The organism is Bifidobacterium cuniculi, assembly GCF_000741575.1.
In the GTDB taxonomy this organism is placed as follows: Bacteria; Actinomycetota; Actinomycetes; order Actinomycetales; family Bifidobacteriaceae; genus Bifidobacterium; species Bifidobacterium cuniculi.
Map to the genome: position 1 here is coordinate 24719 of NZ_JGYV01000011.1, position 15023 is coordinate 39741.

Genomic DNA, 15023 nt, shown 5'->3' on the forward strand with positions numbered 1-15023 from the left:
CCACAGGCATCAGCGTGTCAGGGCGCTGGCCAGGAAGTCGCGTTGCAGCATGAGCAGGTTGCGGGCGACCACCGGGTCGTTGGTCATGTGCGTGATGCCGCTCAGGGGCAGGAAGGTGTGCGACTTCCCCACGGCCATGAGCGCGGAGCTCAGGCGCAGGGAATGCGCGACGGTCACGTTGTCGTCGGCGAAACCGTGGATGAGCATGAGCGGGCGGCGCAGCCCGGCCGCGTCGCCGAGGATGCCATTGGCCTCGTACACTGCCGGGTCGAGGTCGAGGTACCGCTCGGTGTAGCACGTGTCGTACAGCGTCCAGTCGGTGGGCGGTGCGCCGGCGCAGGCCGCGGCGAACACGTCGGGGGCGTCCAGCACGGCCGCGGCGGACAGGAAACCGCCGTAGGACCAGCCGATCATCGCCACCCGCTCCAGGTCCGGCTCGGGCAGCTCCACGCCCTCCCCGCGCAGCGCGGCAATCGCATCGGGCAGCGCGCGTACGGCGCCGACCTGGTCCTCCAGGCTCACGTCCTTCATCCTCAGGTGCATCTCGCGGTCCCAGCGCGGCCCGCGGCCCGTGGTGCCGCGGCCGTCGGCGACGACCACCAAGTAGCCCTGCTCAGCCCACCACTGCGCGTCCCAGTACGCGGACTGCGCCATGGTGACCTCCTGGAAGCCGGGACCGCCATACGGGTGCATGAGCACCGGCAGCGTGCGCCCGCGCAGCGCGGGGTCGGTGGGCGCGACGATGGCGGCGTGCAGGCCGCGCTCGCCCAGTCGCGCGAAGTGCACGTCCATGGCCAGTCCGGGCACGGCGGCGTCGTTGCGGATCTCCACGCAACGGCCGTCGTAGTGGTGTTCCATGCGCAGGCGCGCGTCGTCCATGGTGCGGCCCCACACGACCATGCCGCGGCCGGCACGGCGGGCGTTCCACACGCCCGCCTCGCGCGTCACGAGCCGCAGCGACCCGTCGTAGCCGATTTGCACGACGTCGTGGCTGCGCGCGTCATGGCCATCCGCATCCGCGGGCGACGCGCCGGCGAGCGCCGGCGTGCGCTGCGCCACGCACAACACGCCGTGGCCGTCGACGTCGAGCACGTCGCGCACCTGCCAGCCGACGGGGGTGAAGGCGACGCCGTCGAGCGCCAGCCGGTTGGTGTCCGCATCGAGGTCGTTGACGAAGGTCAGCAGACGGCCGTCGGGAGTATAGGCGGGCACGCCGCCGATGACGTCGAGCCAGCAGTCGTCATGCGCCTCGGACAGCACGGTGACGGGCGCCGACCACGATCCGTCGGCGGGCAGATCGACGCGCAGCACGCGGCTGTCCGTCTGGAGACGGTCGAGCACGAGCAGCAGCGGCGCGCGGCCGTCCTGCCAGCACACCGTCGCCAGGTATTCGAAGGCGTCGCCGTCCCACTCGACGCGCGCCGTGGCCACCGCGTGCAGGCGGTCGTCGCCCAGGCGCACGGCGACCAGCTCGACGCGGGCGTTGTGCGTGAGCGCCCGCGGATAGCGGCGGCGCACGCCCGCAGCGGCAGGGTCGGCCGGGTCGCTGATCGTCCACAGCGGTTCGTCGGCTTCGTCGTAGCGTTCCACCAGCAGGGCAGAGCCGTCGGGGGACCACCAGAAGCCGTCGTAGCGGTCCAGTTCCTCCGCGGCGGCGAACTCCGCGATCCCAGCGTGCACGGTCCCGCCGCGCGGCACCTCGAACACGACGGACGCCTCGCCGGAGTCCGCGTCCGCCACGACGACCGCCTCGCCGGTCGCATACGCCACGCGCGAGCCGTCCGGGCTCAGGCGCGCGTTGAGGATCGGCGAGGACGCCCACGCCTCGCCCTCGGCGAAGGACAATTCCAGGCGGCGCACGCGTCGCGTCGCCAGGTCCGCCACATACAGGCCGCCGCCCAGGGTGAAGGCGGCGCGGCGGCCGGCGGCGTCCACGCAGTAGCCGACGATGCCCGAGCCGGATTCGCGCGCACGCTCGCGGCGCGCACGCTCCTCCACCGGTACCTCGGCGCCGTCCGCGTCCGCCAGCAGGTCGCGCGGGTCGGCCAGGCGCACTTCTCCCTCAGGTGAACTCATCCACAGGGAGGTCTGCACGTCGTCGCCGGCGTCCGACCGCAGGAACAGCATCCGCTCGCCGTCGCCCAGCAGCCGCGGGCTGCGCGGGGCGCCGCAACCGAAGCGCACCGTGCGCGCCTTCGCTTCGGGGTAGCGTTCGACGGCATCGGCATCATGGTCAGGGAAATTCAAGGCATGCAAGGTATCCATGGCACAGTACACTACCCGTGGCGGTGTCGATGCGGGCCGCCCGGAGGCGCCGGATGCGGAGAAGATGTCCGGATTGCTTGCCACGGTGGGGCATCCGGCGTATAGACTGCACATATAGGCTTGTACAACAATGGACTTCAAGGAATCATCCCCGCCTTGCCCGGGCGCGGGCATGAGCCGGCCACGGTTCGCATGACGGCGTACCATGGGACAGGATAGAAAGGGACTTGTCATGAGCGTTCTCGACCGTTTTGAGAAAAGCGTGGAAGGCGCGGTCAACGGAGTCTTCGCGAAATTCGGCTCCAAGGACCTGCAGCCGGTGGACCTCTCCAGCGCCCTCGAGCGCGAGATCGACGCCGAGGCCATGCCGGTCGGCCGCGACCGCACCGTCGCACCCAACGAATACCGCTTCAAGCTGAGCACCGCCGACTTCGACCGTATCGAACAGTGGGGCTCCGAGGCACTCGCCAACGAACTGGCGGACAACCTCACCCAGTACGCGAAGAGCCAGCACTACGCCTTCGTCGGTCCCGTCGTGGTCATCTTCGAGGAGGACCTCGACCTCTCCAAGGGCAACTTCAAGCTCGCCAGCGAGTCCGTGCAGGGCAACGCGGTGCCCGTCACCACGGACTCGCAGACCCAGGACTGCCCCATGCTCGAGGTCAACAACAGCCAGTACCTGCTGACCAAGGACAAGACGATCCTGGGCCGCGGCTCCGGCTGCGACATCGTCATCGACGACCCCGGCATCTCGCGCAAGCACCTCGAGATCGACATCACCGACAACGGCGTCATCGCCCGCGACCTCGGCTCCACCAACGGCACCTACGTGGAGGGCCACCAGGTGCCCGCCGCGACGCTGCTCGACGGCAACACCATCACCATCGGTCGCACCCGCATCCTCTACTGGGCATCGTCGCAGGACCAGGAGTGAGTGCCCCAGGAGATTTCCCCTTATGTTTACCGAACTGACCTTCACGGTACTCAAGTACGCGTTCCTCATCCTGCTGTGGTTGTTCGTGTGCCTGATCGCGCGCTCGCTGTACCGCGACGTGGCGTCCTTCAGCCCGCGCAAGTCGCGTTCGCGCCGGCGCAAGGACCGCCAGGCCCGGCGCAAGGCCGAGGCGCCCACGCCCGCGGCCCAGCCCATGCGCGTGCCCGCGACCGGCTCCCTGCCGGCGCAGCGCGCCACGGCACCGTCCGCGCCGACGCCCACGCCCGCCGGCGGCGCACAGCCCACGCTGCTGGTAATCATCGACGGCCCGCTGGCCGGCACGTCGATCCCGCTGGGCGACGACGTGATCACCCTGGGCCGTGCCGCCTCGAACAGCGTGGTGCTCGACGATGAGTTCGTCTCCTCGCACCATGCCCGCGTCTACCACGACGCCAGCGGACCGTGGGCCATCGAGGACCTGCGCTCCACCAACGGTACCGTGGTCAACCAGCAGCGCATCGACTCGCCCACCATCCTCGCCCCCCGCGTCCCGGTGCGCATCGGCGCCACCACCTTCGAGCTGAGGTGAGCCCATGTCCGTTGCTTCCCCCAATCCCAACCCAGCCGCCGACCGGCCGGCACCCCTGTACATGTACTCGACCACGGTCTCCGACGTGGGCACCGTGCGCTCCAACAACCAGGACTCCTCCTTCGCCGGCGAACACCTCGTGGCCATCTGCGACGGCATGGGCGGCCACGCGGGCGGCGACACCGCCTCCACAATCGCGATCCGCTCGCTGACGCATATCGAAAGCGACTCCATCAACGGCGATGTGGCGCGTGCAACGACGATCCTCGAGACCTCGACCCTGGCCGCCCACGACGCGATCGTGGGCAAAGCGAAGCGCGAGCGCAAGCTCGCCGGCATGGGCACCACGATCACCGCGATCGCCCTGGTAGGCGACTGGTGGGTGCTGGCGCACATCGGCGACTCGCGCGCCTACCTGCTGCGCGACGGCCACCTCATGCGGCTGACCAGCGACCACAGCTACGTGCAGCACCTGATCGACACCAAGCGCATCTCCGAGGCAGAGGCACGCAACCACCCGCAGCGCAACGTGGTGATGCGCGTGCTGGGCGACTTCGACATCGACGCCCGGCCCGACATCTCCATCCGCCGCGCCCAGGCCGGCGACCGGCTGCTGCTGTGCTCGGACGGCCTGTGCGGCGTGCTGGAGGACTCCACCATCGAGGAGACGATGCTGCACTTCACCGACCGTGAGGAGTGCGCGCAGTTCCTGGTGTCGATGGCCCTCAAGGCCGGTTCGACCGACAACGTGACCGCCGTCATCGCCGACGCGACCCTGGCCCTGGACGCCGAGGCCTTCGACGTTCCCCACCAGACGCCGGTGGTGGGCGGCGCAGCCAGTGCGAACCTCAACTCCCTGGCGGACATCCTGCACGAACCGGTGCTCTCCGCGCCGCCGTTGGTCGGCAAGTCGTCGCCTGCCGAGCGCGCGGCCGCCCTCGTCCAGCAGGACAGCGCGCCGCGTGAACCGTCCGCCGCACAGACCGTGGCCCAGCCCTCCGAGGTGCGCGAGGACTACGGCGAGATCAAGGACACCGACACCGGCGAGATTCCCGTGGTGCACAAGAGCGACGGCCGCTACAGCGCCGACCCCAACGACCCGGAGGTCGCCGCGCAGATTCGCGAGGCCGAGATCGCACAGGACGAGCGCGCCCATTCGCGCCGCTTCCGCGGCCGCGTGGCCGCGATCTGCACCACCGTGGTGGTGCTCGCCCTGGTCGCCCTGGGCATCTGGGGCGGCTACGCCTGGAGCCAGAACCGCTACTACGTGGGCGTCGCCGACGGCCAGGTGGCCCTCTACCAGGGCATGCCCACCGACATCTTCGGCCAGCCGCTCTCCCACGTGGTGCAGACCTACCCCGACCTGGACGTCTCCAAGCTGCCCAGCACCAGCCAGAACCACGCCACCACCAAGGACGAGGCGGAGGACACCATCGAGGCCCTGCGCGAACAGCAACGCCAGGACGAGGCACGCCAGCAAGCCGAGGAGGAGGCCAAGGAGCAGGCCAGGAAGGAAGCCGAGGAGCAGGCCAAGAAGCAGCAGGAGGCCACCGACAAGCCGTCGGCGACCAAGAGCCCGGAAGCCAAGGAGTGAACATGACAGCGAAACACACGCGCTATCTGGTCCAGCTCCTGCTGGCCCTGGCCATCAGCGGCCTGGGCTTCTTCCAGCTCGCCTACCGTTCCCCCGACCCGCTCGGCCGGCCCCTCCTCGTCCTCATGGCGGTCGTCACGGTGCTTTTCCTGGTCATGTGGGGTCTTGCCTGCAAGTTCCAGCCCTACGCCAACCAGTCGATCATGGCGTGCGTGGCCATGCTCACCGGCATCGGCACGCTCATGATCGCCCTGCTGGACAACGAGAACGGCACCGCCGTGGCCACCCGCCAGATGCTGTGGCTGTGCATCGCCCTGGTGTGCTGTTGCGTGCTCTTCGCCTTCATGCACGACTACCGCGTGCTGCGGCGCTTCTCCTACGTGAGCATGGTCGTCGGTCTGGCGCTCCTGCTCTCCCCGCTCGTGCCCGGCCTGGGCCGCGAAATCGGCGGCGCGCGCATCTGGATTGGCGTCGGCTCCTACCAGGTCCAGCCGGGCGAGTTCGCCAAGCTCTTCCTCGCCTTCTTCTTCGCCTCCTACCTGTTCACCCACCGCGACCAGCTGGCCGTCGGCGGCAAGAAGGTGCTCGGGCTACAGCTGCCCCGCCTGAAGGACCTCGGCCCCATCATCATCGTATGGGTCGTCTCCATGGGCGTGCTCGTCCTGCAGCACGACCTGGGCACCTCCCTCATGTTCTTCGCCATGTTCGTCGCCATGCTCTACGTGGCCACCGGCCGCGTCAGCTGGATCGTCATCGGCGCCCTCGCCTTCGCCGCGGGCGGCCTGATCGCTGCAAAGGTCTTCGCCCACGTCGGCTACCGCTTCGACGTATGGCTGCACCCTTTCGACCAGACCATCTACAACCGCACCTACGGCAGCTCCTACCAGGTCGTGCAGGGCCTGTTCGGCATGGCCGCAGGCGGCGTGCTCGGCACCGGCATCTCCGGCGGCAACCCCAGTCTCACACCCCTGGCCAACTCCGACTTCATCTACGCCACCACCGCCGAGGAACTCGGCCTGGCCGGCGTCTTCGCGGTCCTCATGCTCTACCTGCTCATCGTGGCGGCCGGCATGATCGTCGCCATGAAGATCAAGGACGGCTTCGGCAAGCTGCTCGCCTCCGGCCTCGTCTTCACCATGGCCTTCCAGGTGTTCGTGGTCGTCGGCGGCATCACCCTCGTCATCCCCCTCACCGGCCTCACCCTGCCGTACATGGCGGCCGGCGGCTCCTCGCTCATCGCCAACTACGTGCTCGCCGCGCTCCTCGTGGTCATCTCCAACGCCGCGAACAAGCCGGAGGACGACACCATGAGCGACACCTTCCGCATGGAGGCCGTGCAGGCGCTGCGCCGCCGCTCCGTACACGGCGGCTCGCACGTGAACACCGGCACGCCGCCCGCACAGGCCGACGACGGCGTGCTGGACGACACCCAGGACGGAGGTGCCCGCGTTGAATAAGACCCTGCGCCAGCTTTTCACCGCCGTCCTCGTGCTCTTCGTGGTCCTGGGCATCTCCTCGTCCGTCATCATGAGCGTACAGGCCAGCGCACTCGGCCACGACCCGCGCAACCTGCGCTCGCTCTACCGGCTCAACAGCGTCTCGCGCGGCGAGATCCTCGCCTCCGACGGCACGGTGCTCGCGCGGTCGGAACCCAGCAACGACGAGTTCAAGTACCAGCGCGTCTACCCCGAAGGCAGCCTGTATGCGCCGGTGACCGGCTACTTCTCCATCGCGCAGAACGCCGACCGCGGCATCGAGGCGTCGGACAGCTCGCTGCTGACCGGCGAGTCCAACGCCATGTTCTGGCAGCGGCTCAAGGCGATGTTCACCGGCGAGGAGAACAAGGGCGCCACCATCGAGACGTCGATCGACACGAAGCTGCAGACGGTCGCCGCACAGCAGCTGGGCGACCAGGACGGCGCCGTCGTGGCCATCGAGCCGAGTACCGGCCGCATCCTGGCGATGGTCAGCTCGCCCGGCTACGACCCCAACCAACTGACCTCGCACAACGGCGAAACCGCCAACGCGAACTACGCGGCCATCATCAACGCCGCCGACAACCCCATGCTCAACCGCACCACCAGCGAGCTGTACCCGCCGGGGTCCACCTTCAAGACGGTGGTGGCCGCCGCGGCGCTGGAAAGCGGCAAATACCAGCTGGACACGCAGATCCCGGCGGGCGCCACCTACCGGCTGCCCGGCACCGAGACGGATCTGCCGAACTCGTCGGCGCTCGGCGCGGGCACCGACGGCAAGATCACGCTCAAGGACGCCTTGGCGTACTCGTCGAACACCGCCTTCGCGCAGCTCGGCGTGGCCCTGGGCGACGAAGCGGTGTCCGACATGGCGCGCAAACTCGGATACGACTCGACCATCACCATCGACGGCAGCGACGAGACCGGGCTGCCCATGACGGCGGTGGCGTCGAAGTTCCCGCAGAACGTGAGCGACGACGCGCTGGCGCTGGCGTCGATCGGGCAGGGCACGAACGTGATCACCCCCTTGCAGAACGCGATGATCGCGGCCGCGGTGGCGAACAAGGGCAAGGTCATGAGCCCCACCATCGTGGACCGGGTGCGCATGAGCGACCTGTCGACGATTTCCGAGACCAGGCCGCACGTGATGAGCACCGCGTTCAGCGAGGACACCGCCAAGAAGCTCACCGAGGCCATGGAGGCCGTGGTGACGGAGGGCAACCCCAACCTGGAGATTCCCGGCATCAGCGTGGCCGCCAAGACCGGTACCGCGCAGATCGGCGCGGACAACAGCTCCATCGACGGATGGACGATCGGCTTCGCGCCTGCCGACGACCCGAAGATCGCCGTCGCCGTGGTGGTGCACAACGTGGACCTGTACGGGTCGTTCGCCGCCGGACCGATCATGACGGCGGTCATGAAGGAGGCTTTGCAGTAACCATGCGACTCATTGAAGGACAGCTGATCCACCGACGCTACCGCCTGGACGCACGCCTGGCCCAGGGCGGCATGGGCGAGGTGTGGAAAGGCTACGACATTCAACTGGGGCGCCCCGTGGCCATCAAGGCCCTACGGGCCGACACCACCAACCAGGAGTCGAAGCTGCGGCGGCTGCGTGCCGAGGCGCGCAACTCCGCGAACCTCGCGCACCCGAACATCGCCGCGCTCTTCGAGTACTACGAGCACGACGGCATCGGCTTCCTGATCATGGAGTACGTGCCCAGCAAGTCGCTGGCCGACCTCTTCCACGAGCTCAACGGGCCGATGGACCCCACGCAGCTGCTGCCGATCCTCGTGCAGGTGGCGCGCGGCCTGTTCGTGGCGCACTCCCACGGCATCGTCCACCGCGACGTCAAGCCGGCGAACATCATGGTCTCCGACAATGGCGAGGTGAAGATCACCGACTTCGGCGTCTCCTACTCCACCAACCAGGAGCAGATCACGCAGGACGGCATGGTGGTGGGCACCGCACAGTACATCTCCCCCGAGCAGGCGCAGGGACAGCACGCCACCGCGCAGTCGGACATCTACTCGCTGGGCGTGGTGGCCTACGAGGGCCTGTGCGGACACCGGCCCTTCACCGGCGCCACCCCCGTGGACATCGCGGCCGCGCACGTGAACAACCCCGTGCCGCCGCTGCCGGAGGGCGTCGACCTGCAGTTGTGCCAGTTCGTCATGTCCATGCTGTCCAAGGACCCGCTCGACCGGCCGGCGGACGCCCTGACCGTGGCGAGGATCCTCTCGCGCATCGAGCGCCGTCTCCTGGACCAGCAGACCAAGGCGGTGGACGCCACCATGGTCACCAACGGACGCATGCCCCGCAGGGTGGCCAGCGCCCCGCACCACGACCCTGCCGTGAACTTCGCCGCGTTGAACGCGCACCGTGACCCCACCGGAATGTCCCATGACATGGATGCCACGCGGCTGGACATGTCAGACAGCGAGGAGCAGCTATGAGCACCCAGATGCCCACCACCCTGGATAACGGCCGGTACCAGCTCGGACAGCTGATCGGCCGCGGCGGCATGGCCCAGGTGTATGTCGCCGTCGACACCCGACTCGGCCGCACCGTGGCGGTCAAGATCATGCGCGCCGACCTGGCGCACGACGAGATCTTCCTGACGCGCTTCCGCCGCGAGGCGCACTCGGTCGCGCAGATGAACAACCCGAACATCGTGAACATCTACGATTCGGGCGAGGAGGTCGTCACCCTCGAAAACGGCCAGACCGAACACCTGCCGTACTTGGTGATGGAGTACGTGCAGGGCCAGACCCTGCGCGACATCATCCGCGCGAACGGCCCCCTGAGCCAGCGCGACGCCGAGCACGTGATGCTCGGCCTGCTCTCCGCCCTGGAGTATTCGCACCGCATGGGCATCATCCACCGCGACATCAAGCCGGGCAACATCATGATTTCCGAGCAGGGCGTGGTCAAGGTGATGGACTTCGGCATCGCCCGCGCGCTCGACGACTCGGCCACGACCATGACGAAGTCGCAGGGCGTGGTGGGCACCGCGCAGTACCTCTCCCCGGAGCAGGCGCGCGGCATGAGCGTGGACATGCGCTCCGACCTGTATTCGGCGGGCTGCGTGCTCTACGAGATGCTCACCGGGCGGCCGCCCTTCACCGGCGACTCCGCGGTGGCGATCGCCTACCAGCATGTCTCCGAGGTGGCTACCCGGCCGAGCGCGATCGTGCCCGGCCTGCCGACGATGTGGGACTCGATCTGCGCGAAGGCGATGGCGAAGGACCGCCAGAACCGCTACGCGACGGCCACCGAGTTCAAGAACGACATCCTCGCCTACATGAACGGCGGCATGCCGGTGGCGGCCACCTTCAACCCGCTGACGGACCTGACCGCCACGAAGGCGGAGAAGCAGGCGCATGACACGGCCAACACCGTGCCCTACACGTCGCCGGTCACCGAGCCGGGAGCTCCCACGCAGACCTTCAACCCGGTCACCGGCCAGTTCGAGCAGGTGCCCGGCACCGGCACGCAGACCGCAATCCCCACGCGCGCCCAGCAGCGCGCCGCGCTGGCGAAGAAGAAGCACAAGCGACGCATGATCGCCATCTGGGTGAGCGTCGCCGTCCTGGCGATCGCCTGCGCAATCGGCGGCGTCATCTGGTGGAACGTGCAGCGCAACGCGCCGAAGTACGTGACGGTGCCCACCTTCTCGGAGAGCACCACCGAGGCGCGTGCACGCAAGCAGCTGACCGACCTGGGCCTCAAGGCCGACATCAAGCAGGACACCGACTCCACCAAGCCGGAGGGCATGTTCACCAAGCAGAGCCCCGCCGGCGGCAAACGCGTGGAGGAAGGCAGCACCGTGGAGGTGTGGTTCTCCACCGGCCCGAAGTCCGTCACCGTGCCCGACGTGACCGGCGACACCCAGGAGGCGGCACGCGAGGAACTCGAGGCGGCAGGATTCGTGGTGAACACGACCGTGCTCACCGAGGACAGCAGCACCATCCAGCAGGACCACGTGACGCGCACCGACCCCGTCGCGGGTACCTCGCAGCTCAAGGGCAGCACGATCAGCATGTGGGTGTCCTCCGGCAAGACGCAGGTCCCCACGGACTTGGTGGGCAAGACCAAGGACGAGGCGATTGAGGAACTCGGCAAGCAGCGCTTCTCCGTGAGCGTGCAGGAGGAAGCCAGCGCCGACGTGGCAGAAGGCTCCGTGATCCGCACCGACCCGGAGGGCGGCACCTCCGTGGACCAGGGCGCGATGATCACGATCTGGGTTTCCACCGGCAAGCCGAAGACCAACGTGCCGCCCGTCACCGCGGGCATGACCCTGGCCGAGGCGAAGCGCGAGCTGGAGGCCGCCAACCTCACCGTGAACGTGGACGGCGACGGCAGCGACGACTCCATCGTGGAGTCGATCAGCCCGGCCGCCGGCACCGAGGTGGACGAAGGCAGCTCGGTCACCGTGAAGACCAAGAAGCCCGAGTCGACCCCCAGCCCGAGCCCCAGCAACAGCGACGGATCGAGCAGCCCGAGCCCCAGCAACAGCTCAAGCGGCAACTGATGGCGCTGCTGTCCGTTGAGATTTTGTTCAAAAAATGAACAATTTCTCAACGGACAGCAGCGCCATCCGCCACCTTCGGCTGCAATCCCTCGCCCAGCGCCACAGCGCTTTCCTGGCCGCAGAAGGCCAGCCAGTTGGCCAGGAGGCGGTAGCCGTCCTGGGTCATCACGGATTCGGGGTGGAACTGCACGGCGAACAGCGGCAGCTCACGGTGGCGGATCGCCTGCACGGTACCGTCGTCCACGGTGCGGGCGGTCACTTCCAGCTCGTCGGGCACCGAAGCTGGCTCGACGGCCAGGGAATGGTAGCGGGTGGCGACCATCGGGTTGGCGACGCCCGCGAAGATCTCGTCGTCGGCATGCTCCACGAGGCTCGTCTTGCCGTGCATGATCGTGGGCGCGTGGCTCACCGTGCAGCCGTAGACCTCCGCCAGGGCCTGCATCCCCAGGCAGACGCCGAACATGGGCACGCCGTCGGCGGCGCAGCGGCGGATCATGTCCTCGCTGGCGCCAGAGTCGGCGGGCGCGCCGGGGCCTGGCGAGATCAGCACGCCGTCGTAGCCGTCGAGCACGTGCGGGTCGGCGGCGTCGACGGCGTCGTTGCGCACCACGTCGACGGTGGCGCCCAGCGTCTTCAGGTAGCCGACGATGGTGTAGACGAACGAATCGTAGTTGTCCACCACGAGAATCCGGGCCGAATCGGTCATGGCACTCCTCACTTACGGATCCCTCACGGATCGATTGGGTTGTCACAGCTCATGCAAAAACGAAGATGCCCGCCACTCTACCAGCGACGGGCACTTCAGGGAACACCTAGCTCACGGACACGTAGTTCGACATCGCCCTCAGGAAGGGGATCTCGCCCGCCGCCCAGGGGAAGCCCCACTGGAACAGCGCGGCGACGGCGGCCAGGAGGAGCAGCAGCACGAGCACCCAGCGCATCGCCGCCGGCCCAGGCTGGTGGCGCCACAGCCACGCGTAGAAGTCGACGTCGGGCTGCGGGCGGCGTCCCTCGCGGATCGCGCGCAGCGCCGGCCAGCGCCGCCACAGCGCGCAGATCACGAACAGCACGGCGTAGGCGACAAGCGAGCCGACCACGACCGGCGCCAGTGAGCCCAGCTTCGTGAACACCGAAGTCTTGCCGTTGTTGATGAACTGTACGGCGCCGTCGGCGTCGACGTGCGCCAGCTCGCTGGGCACGCCGTCCGCCACCTTCGCCCAATACTTGAGTTCGCCGAAGCTGATCCAGCGGTGCGTCGGCGTCGTGTACTTCGGCTCGCAGGTCGTCATGGTGATCATGCGCTTGGTCGGCGCCTGACCCGGGTCGAGCGGGTTGGGGCCGATCACGGAGCCGTCGTCGGGTGTGACGATCGTGTACTGCGTGTACTGGTAGACGTACCAGTAGTCCTTGGTGCGGATGACGATGGCGTCGCCTGCCTCGAGCTTGTCGACGTCGCCGAGTGGCTGGCCGTAGCCGTTGCGGTGGCCGGCGATGGCGAAGTTGCCCAGCTCGCCGGGCATCTGCGAGATCACGTAATGGCCCAGACCGTGCAGGTTGAGCTCGGCGAGCGACGTGCCCTGCACGAGCGTGCGCTCCCACTGGTCGCCGAACCGAGGGATGTAAACGCGCGCCATGAGCTCGCCTTCGGCGGCGCTTTCCGGCTGCACCGGCGGCTCGCCGTCCTGCGGCTGGGCGATCGTGAGCGTGCCGCCGCCGTCGGGCTGCGTCCAGTCGACGGACTGCACCGACTGTTCCTGCACATGTGCGGACTGCACGCCCGTCCACCACTGCATCCAGCCGACGTAGAGCCCGCAGATCGCCGCGGCGGTGAGCAGGATCTCCGCGATGATGGTGACGATGGAGCGGCCGACGCGCGAGCCGCCTGCACTTGCTGTTTGGGCATGTTTCATGAGATTCCGTGTCCCCGTTCTGCGCGCCTGCGTGCGCGAGTCGACAATGTTCCGGCAATGCTGAAAGCGATTATGCGTCGAATGCGCGCTGCCAGTCAAGCGGCCGCGCACCGCAGCGGACTGTCATTGCAGGACCTTCGCATACTGCAGCGGCTGCAGGCTCATCGGGGCCGCTGCGAACTCGAGGTGCGCCTCCTGTTCGACCTCATAGCCCAGTCCGAAGGCGTCGACGTACTGCTTGTAGATGCGGATCGCCTCGGAGTCGTCGAGCGCGTCGAGCATGGACTGCGTGGGGCCAATCGCGGAGATGACGTAGGGCGGCGAGTACTTGCGGCCCTGCAACAGCAGCAGCGTGCCCGAGCAGATCACTGCCGAGGTGGGCAGCACGCGCTGGTCCATGATCTGCATCGACTCGGCGCCGCCCGCCCACAGCGCGTCGACAACCGCCTCGATGTCGCCCTGGTGCACCACGTACTTGTCGATGTCCGCGGAGCTGCCGGACGAGTCGACCGCGCTCTCCCACATGCTCGAGTCGTTGAGCGTGACCGTGACTCCCGGCCCCTCCACCGCGGGCAGCATGGTGCTCGAACCGGAGTCCTCGGCGTCGGCGTCGCCGTTCGCGGTCACCTGTTTGGAGAGGCTGTCGACCTGCGCGGCGAGGTCGTTGACCTCCGCCTGTAGGCCGTCGACGCGCTGCACCTGGTGTTCGACCAGCTCGGCGGCGTCCGACGAGACGATGGCGGTGCGGTTGACGCGCATGTTGGTGACGATGAGGAAGCCGACGAAAGCGATGACGATGACCACGGAGATGCTGCCGAGCACGGACGTGCGGGCATTGGCGGCGTGCTTGCCGGCAACGCGCCCGCCCTTGCCTGTCATGGCCCCCGCGGCTTTCTTGGCCATTTTGTCCACCTTGCCCATGGACGCCTCCGAAATATGGTGATTCTGGTCAGAATGGCATCTGTCCCTCGCTCTTTCGAGTGTAGCCATTATGATAAACCAGTAGCCGAAAGCGTAAGGAATGCACAAGGGACCGGCAAGGGACCAATAAGGAGAAGTTTTCATGGCTGACGACAAGGTGAAGGAGACGCCGCAGGAGGCGCAGACCGACGACGCCAACGAGGTCGAGGCCGTCGAGTCGGCGACCGAGGTCGTAGCGGAGTCCGACGGTCAGGGCGACGGCGTGGTCGAGGGTGTCGAGGAGGTCGACACCACGGCGGACGACGGTGGCGAGGAGGCCGAAGACGGCAAGGCTGCCCAAGGGCCCACGGAAGCGGACGAGGAGACCAAGGCGGCCGCCCGCAAGGCGCGCGGCGACGAGGATGACGAGCCGGCCGACAAGCGCTTTACCGACGACGGCAACCCCACCCTCGAGGAGGCCGCCACCTACGCCGAAGACGATGAGATCCCGATGGGCAAGATCCAGGACGTGCTCAACGCCACCCTGGACAGCAAGGACATGAGCCCGCAGATGCGTCGCCTCATGCAGCGCCAGGCGGACAACACCAAGCGCGTGCAGGAAAGCATCAAGGGCACCAAGGCCAACCCGAGCTGGTACGTGCCGCTGTTCTGCGTACTCATGGTGATCGGCCTGGTGTGGGCCGTGGTGTTCTACCTGACCGGCAACCAGTACCCGATCCCCGGCATCGGCTTCTGGAACCTGCTGATTGCCTTCGCCTTCATCCTGGCCGGCTTCATCATGACGGTGTGGTGGAAGTAGA

Annotated in this window: 12 protein-coding genes; 8 read left to right on the forward strand and 4 right to left on the reverse strand. The window is 67.9% G+C overall.

Annotated features, from left to right (window positions below; genetic code table 11):
* Positions 1-9: 9 nt before the first annotated feature.
* Complete coding sequence (locus BCUN_RS07220; protein WP_051920907.1) at positions 10-2265, reverse strand: prolyl oligopeptidase family serine peptidase; 2256 nt, start codon at positions 2263-2265, stop codon at positions 10-12.
* 232 nt (positions 2266-2497) lie between these two features.
* Here BCUN_RS07220 and BCUN_RS07225 point away from each other — a divergent pair, with 232 nt between their 5' ends.
* The 7 genes from BCUN_RS07225 to pknB all read left to right on the forward strand — a co-directional run bounded on the left by BCUN_RS07225 (position 2498) and on the right by pknB (position 11392).
* Positions 2498-3199 carry an FhaA domain-containing protein gene (locus BCUN_RS07225; RefSeq protein WP_033518051.1) on the forward strand — a complete coding sequence of 234 codons (702 nt, stop codon included), beginning with the start codon at positions 2498-2500 and terminating at the stop codon, positions 3197-3199.
* 22 nt (positions 3200-3221) lie between these two features.
* Complete coding sequence (locus BCUN_RS07230) at positions 3222-3788, forward strand: FHA domain-containing protein FhaB/FipA (RefSeq protein WP_034258516.1); 567 nt, start codon at positions 3222-3224, stop codon at positions 3786-3788.
* A gap of 61 nt (positions 3789-3849) precedes the next feature.
* Entirely contained in the window at positions 3850-5382 is a 1533-nt protein-coding gene (locus tag BCUN_RS07235; protein ID WP_033517824.1) for a protein phosphatase 2C domain-containing protein, read from the forward strand.
* A 2-nt stretch (positions 5383-5384) separates the two neighbouring features.
* Complete coding sequence (locus BCUN_RS07240; protein WP_081895610.1) at positions 5385-6839, forward strand: FtsW/RodA/SpoVE family cell cycle protein; 1455 nt, start codon at positions 5385-5387, stop codon at positions 6837-6839.
* Positions 6832-8295, forward strand: coding sequence for a peptidoglycan D,D-transpeptidase FtsI family protein (locus tag BCUN_RS07245; RefSeq protein ID WP_033517821.1), 1464 nt, complete (start codon positions 6832-6834; stop codon positions 8293-8295). The genes BCUN_RS07240 and BCUN_RS07245 overlap by 8 nt, the downstream gene beginning before the upstream one ends.
* Positions 8296-8297: 2 nt before the next feature.
* Entirely contained in the window at positions 8298-9314 is a 1017-nt protein-coding gene (locus BCUN_RS07250) for a serine/threonine-protein kinase (protein ID WP_238552349.1), read from the forward strand.
* Positions 9311-11392: a Stk1 family PASTA domain-containing Ser/Thr kinase gene (pknB, locus tag BCUN_RS07255; RefSeq protein WP_033517823.1), complete on the forward strand. Its 2082-nt coding sequence runs from the start codon at positions 9311-9313 to the stop codon at positions 11390-11392. The genes BCUN_RS07250 and pknB overlap by 4 nt, the downstream gene beginning before the upstream one ends.
* 46 nt (positions 11393-11438) lie before the next feature.
* Here pknB and BCUN_RS07260 read toward each other — a convergent pair whose 3' ends face one another.
* From BCUN_RS07260 to BCUN_RS07270, 3 genes are all read right to left on the reverse strand, one after another.
* Positions 11439-12098: an anthranilate synthase component II gene (locus BCUN_RS07260; RefSeq protein ID WP_033518249.1), complete on the reverse strand. Its 660-nt coding sequence runs from the start codon at positions 12096-12098 to the stop codon at positions 11439-11441.
* 106 nt (positions 12099-12204) lie between these two features.
* Complete coding sequence (locus BCUN_RS07265) at positions 12205-13302, reverse strand: class E sortase (RefSeq protein WP_033518247.1); 1098 nt, start codon at positions 13300-13302, stop codon at positions 12205-12207.
* 123 nt (positions 13303-13425) lie between these two features.
* Positions 13426-14205, reverse strand: a complete 780-nt coding sequence (locus BCUN_RS07270) for a DUF881 domain-containing protein (RefSeq protein WP_420796471.1) — start codon at positions 14203-14205, stop codon at positions 13426-13428.
* 160 nt (positions 14206-14365) lie between these two features.
* Here BCUN_RS07270 and crgA point away from each other — a divergent pair, with 160 nt between their 5' ends.
* Positions 14366-15022 carry a cell division protein CrgA gene (gene crgA / locus BCUN_RS07275; protein ID WP_033518245.1) on the forward strand — a complete coding sequence of 219 codons (657 nt, stop codon included), beginning with the start codon at positions 14366-14368 and terminating at the stop codon, positions 15020-15022.
* The last annotated feature ends 1 nt before the right edge of the window (position 15023 follow it).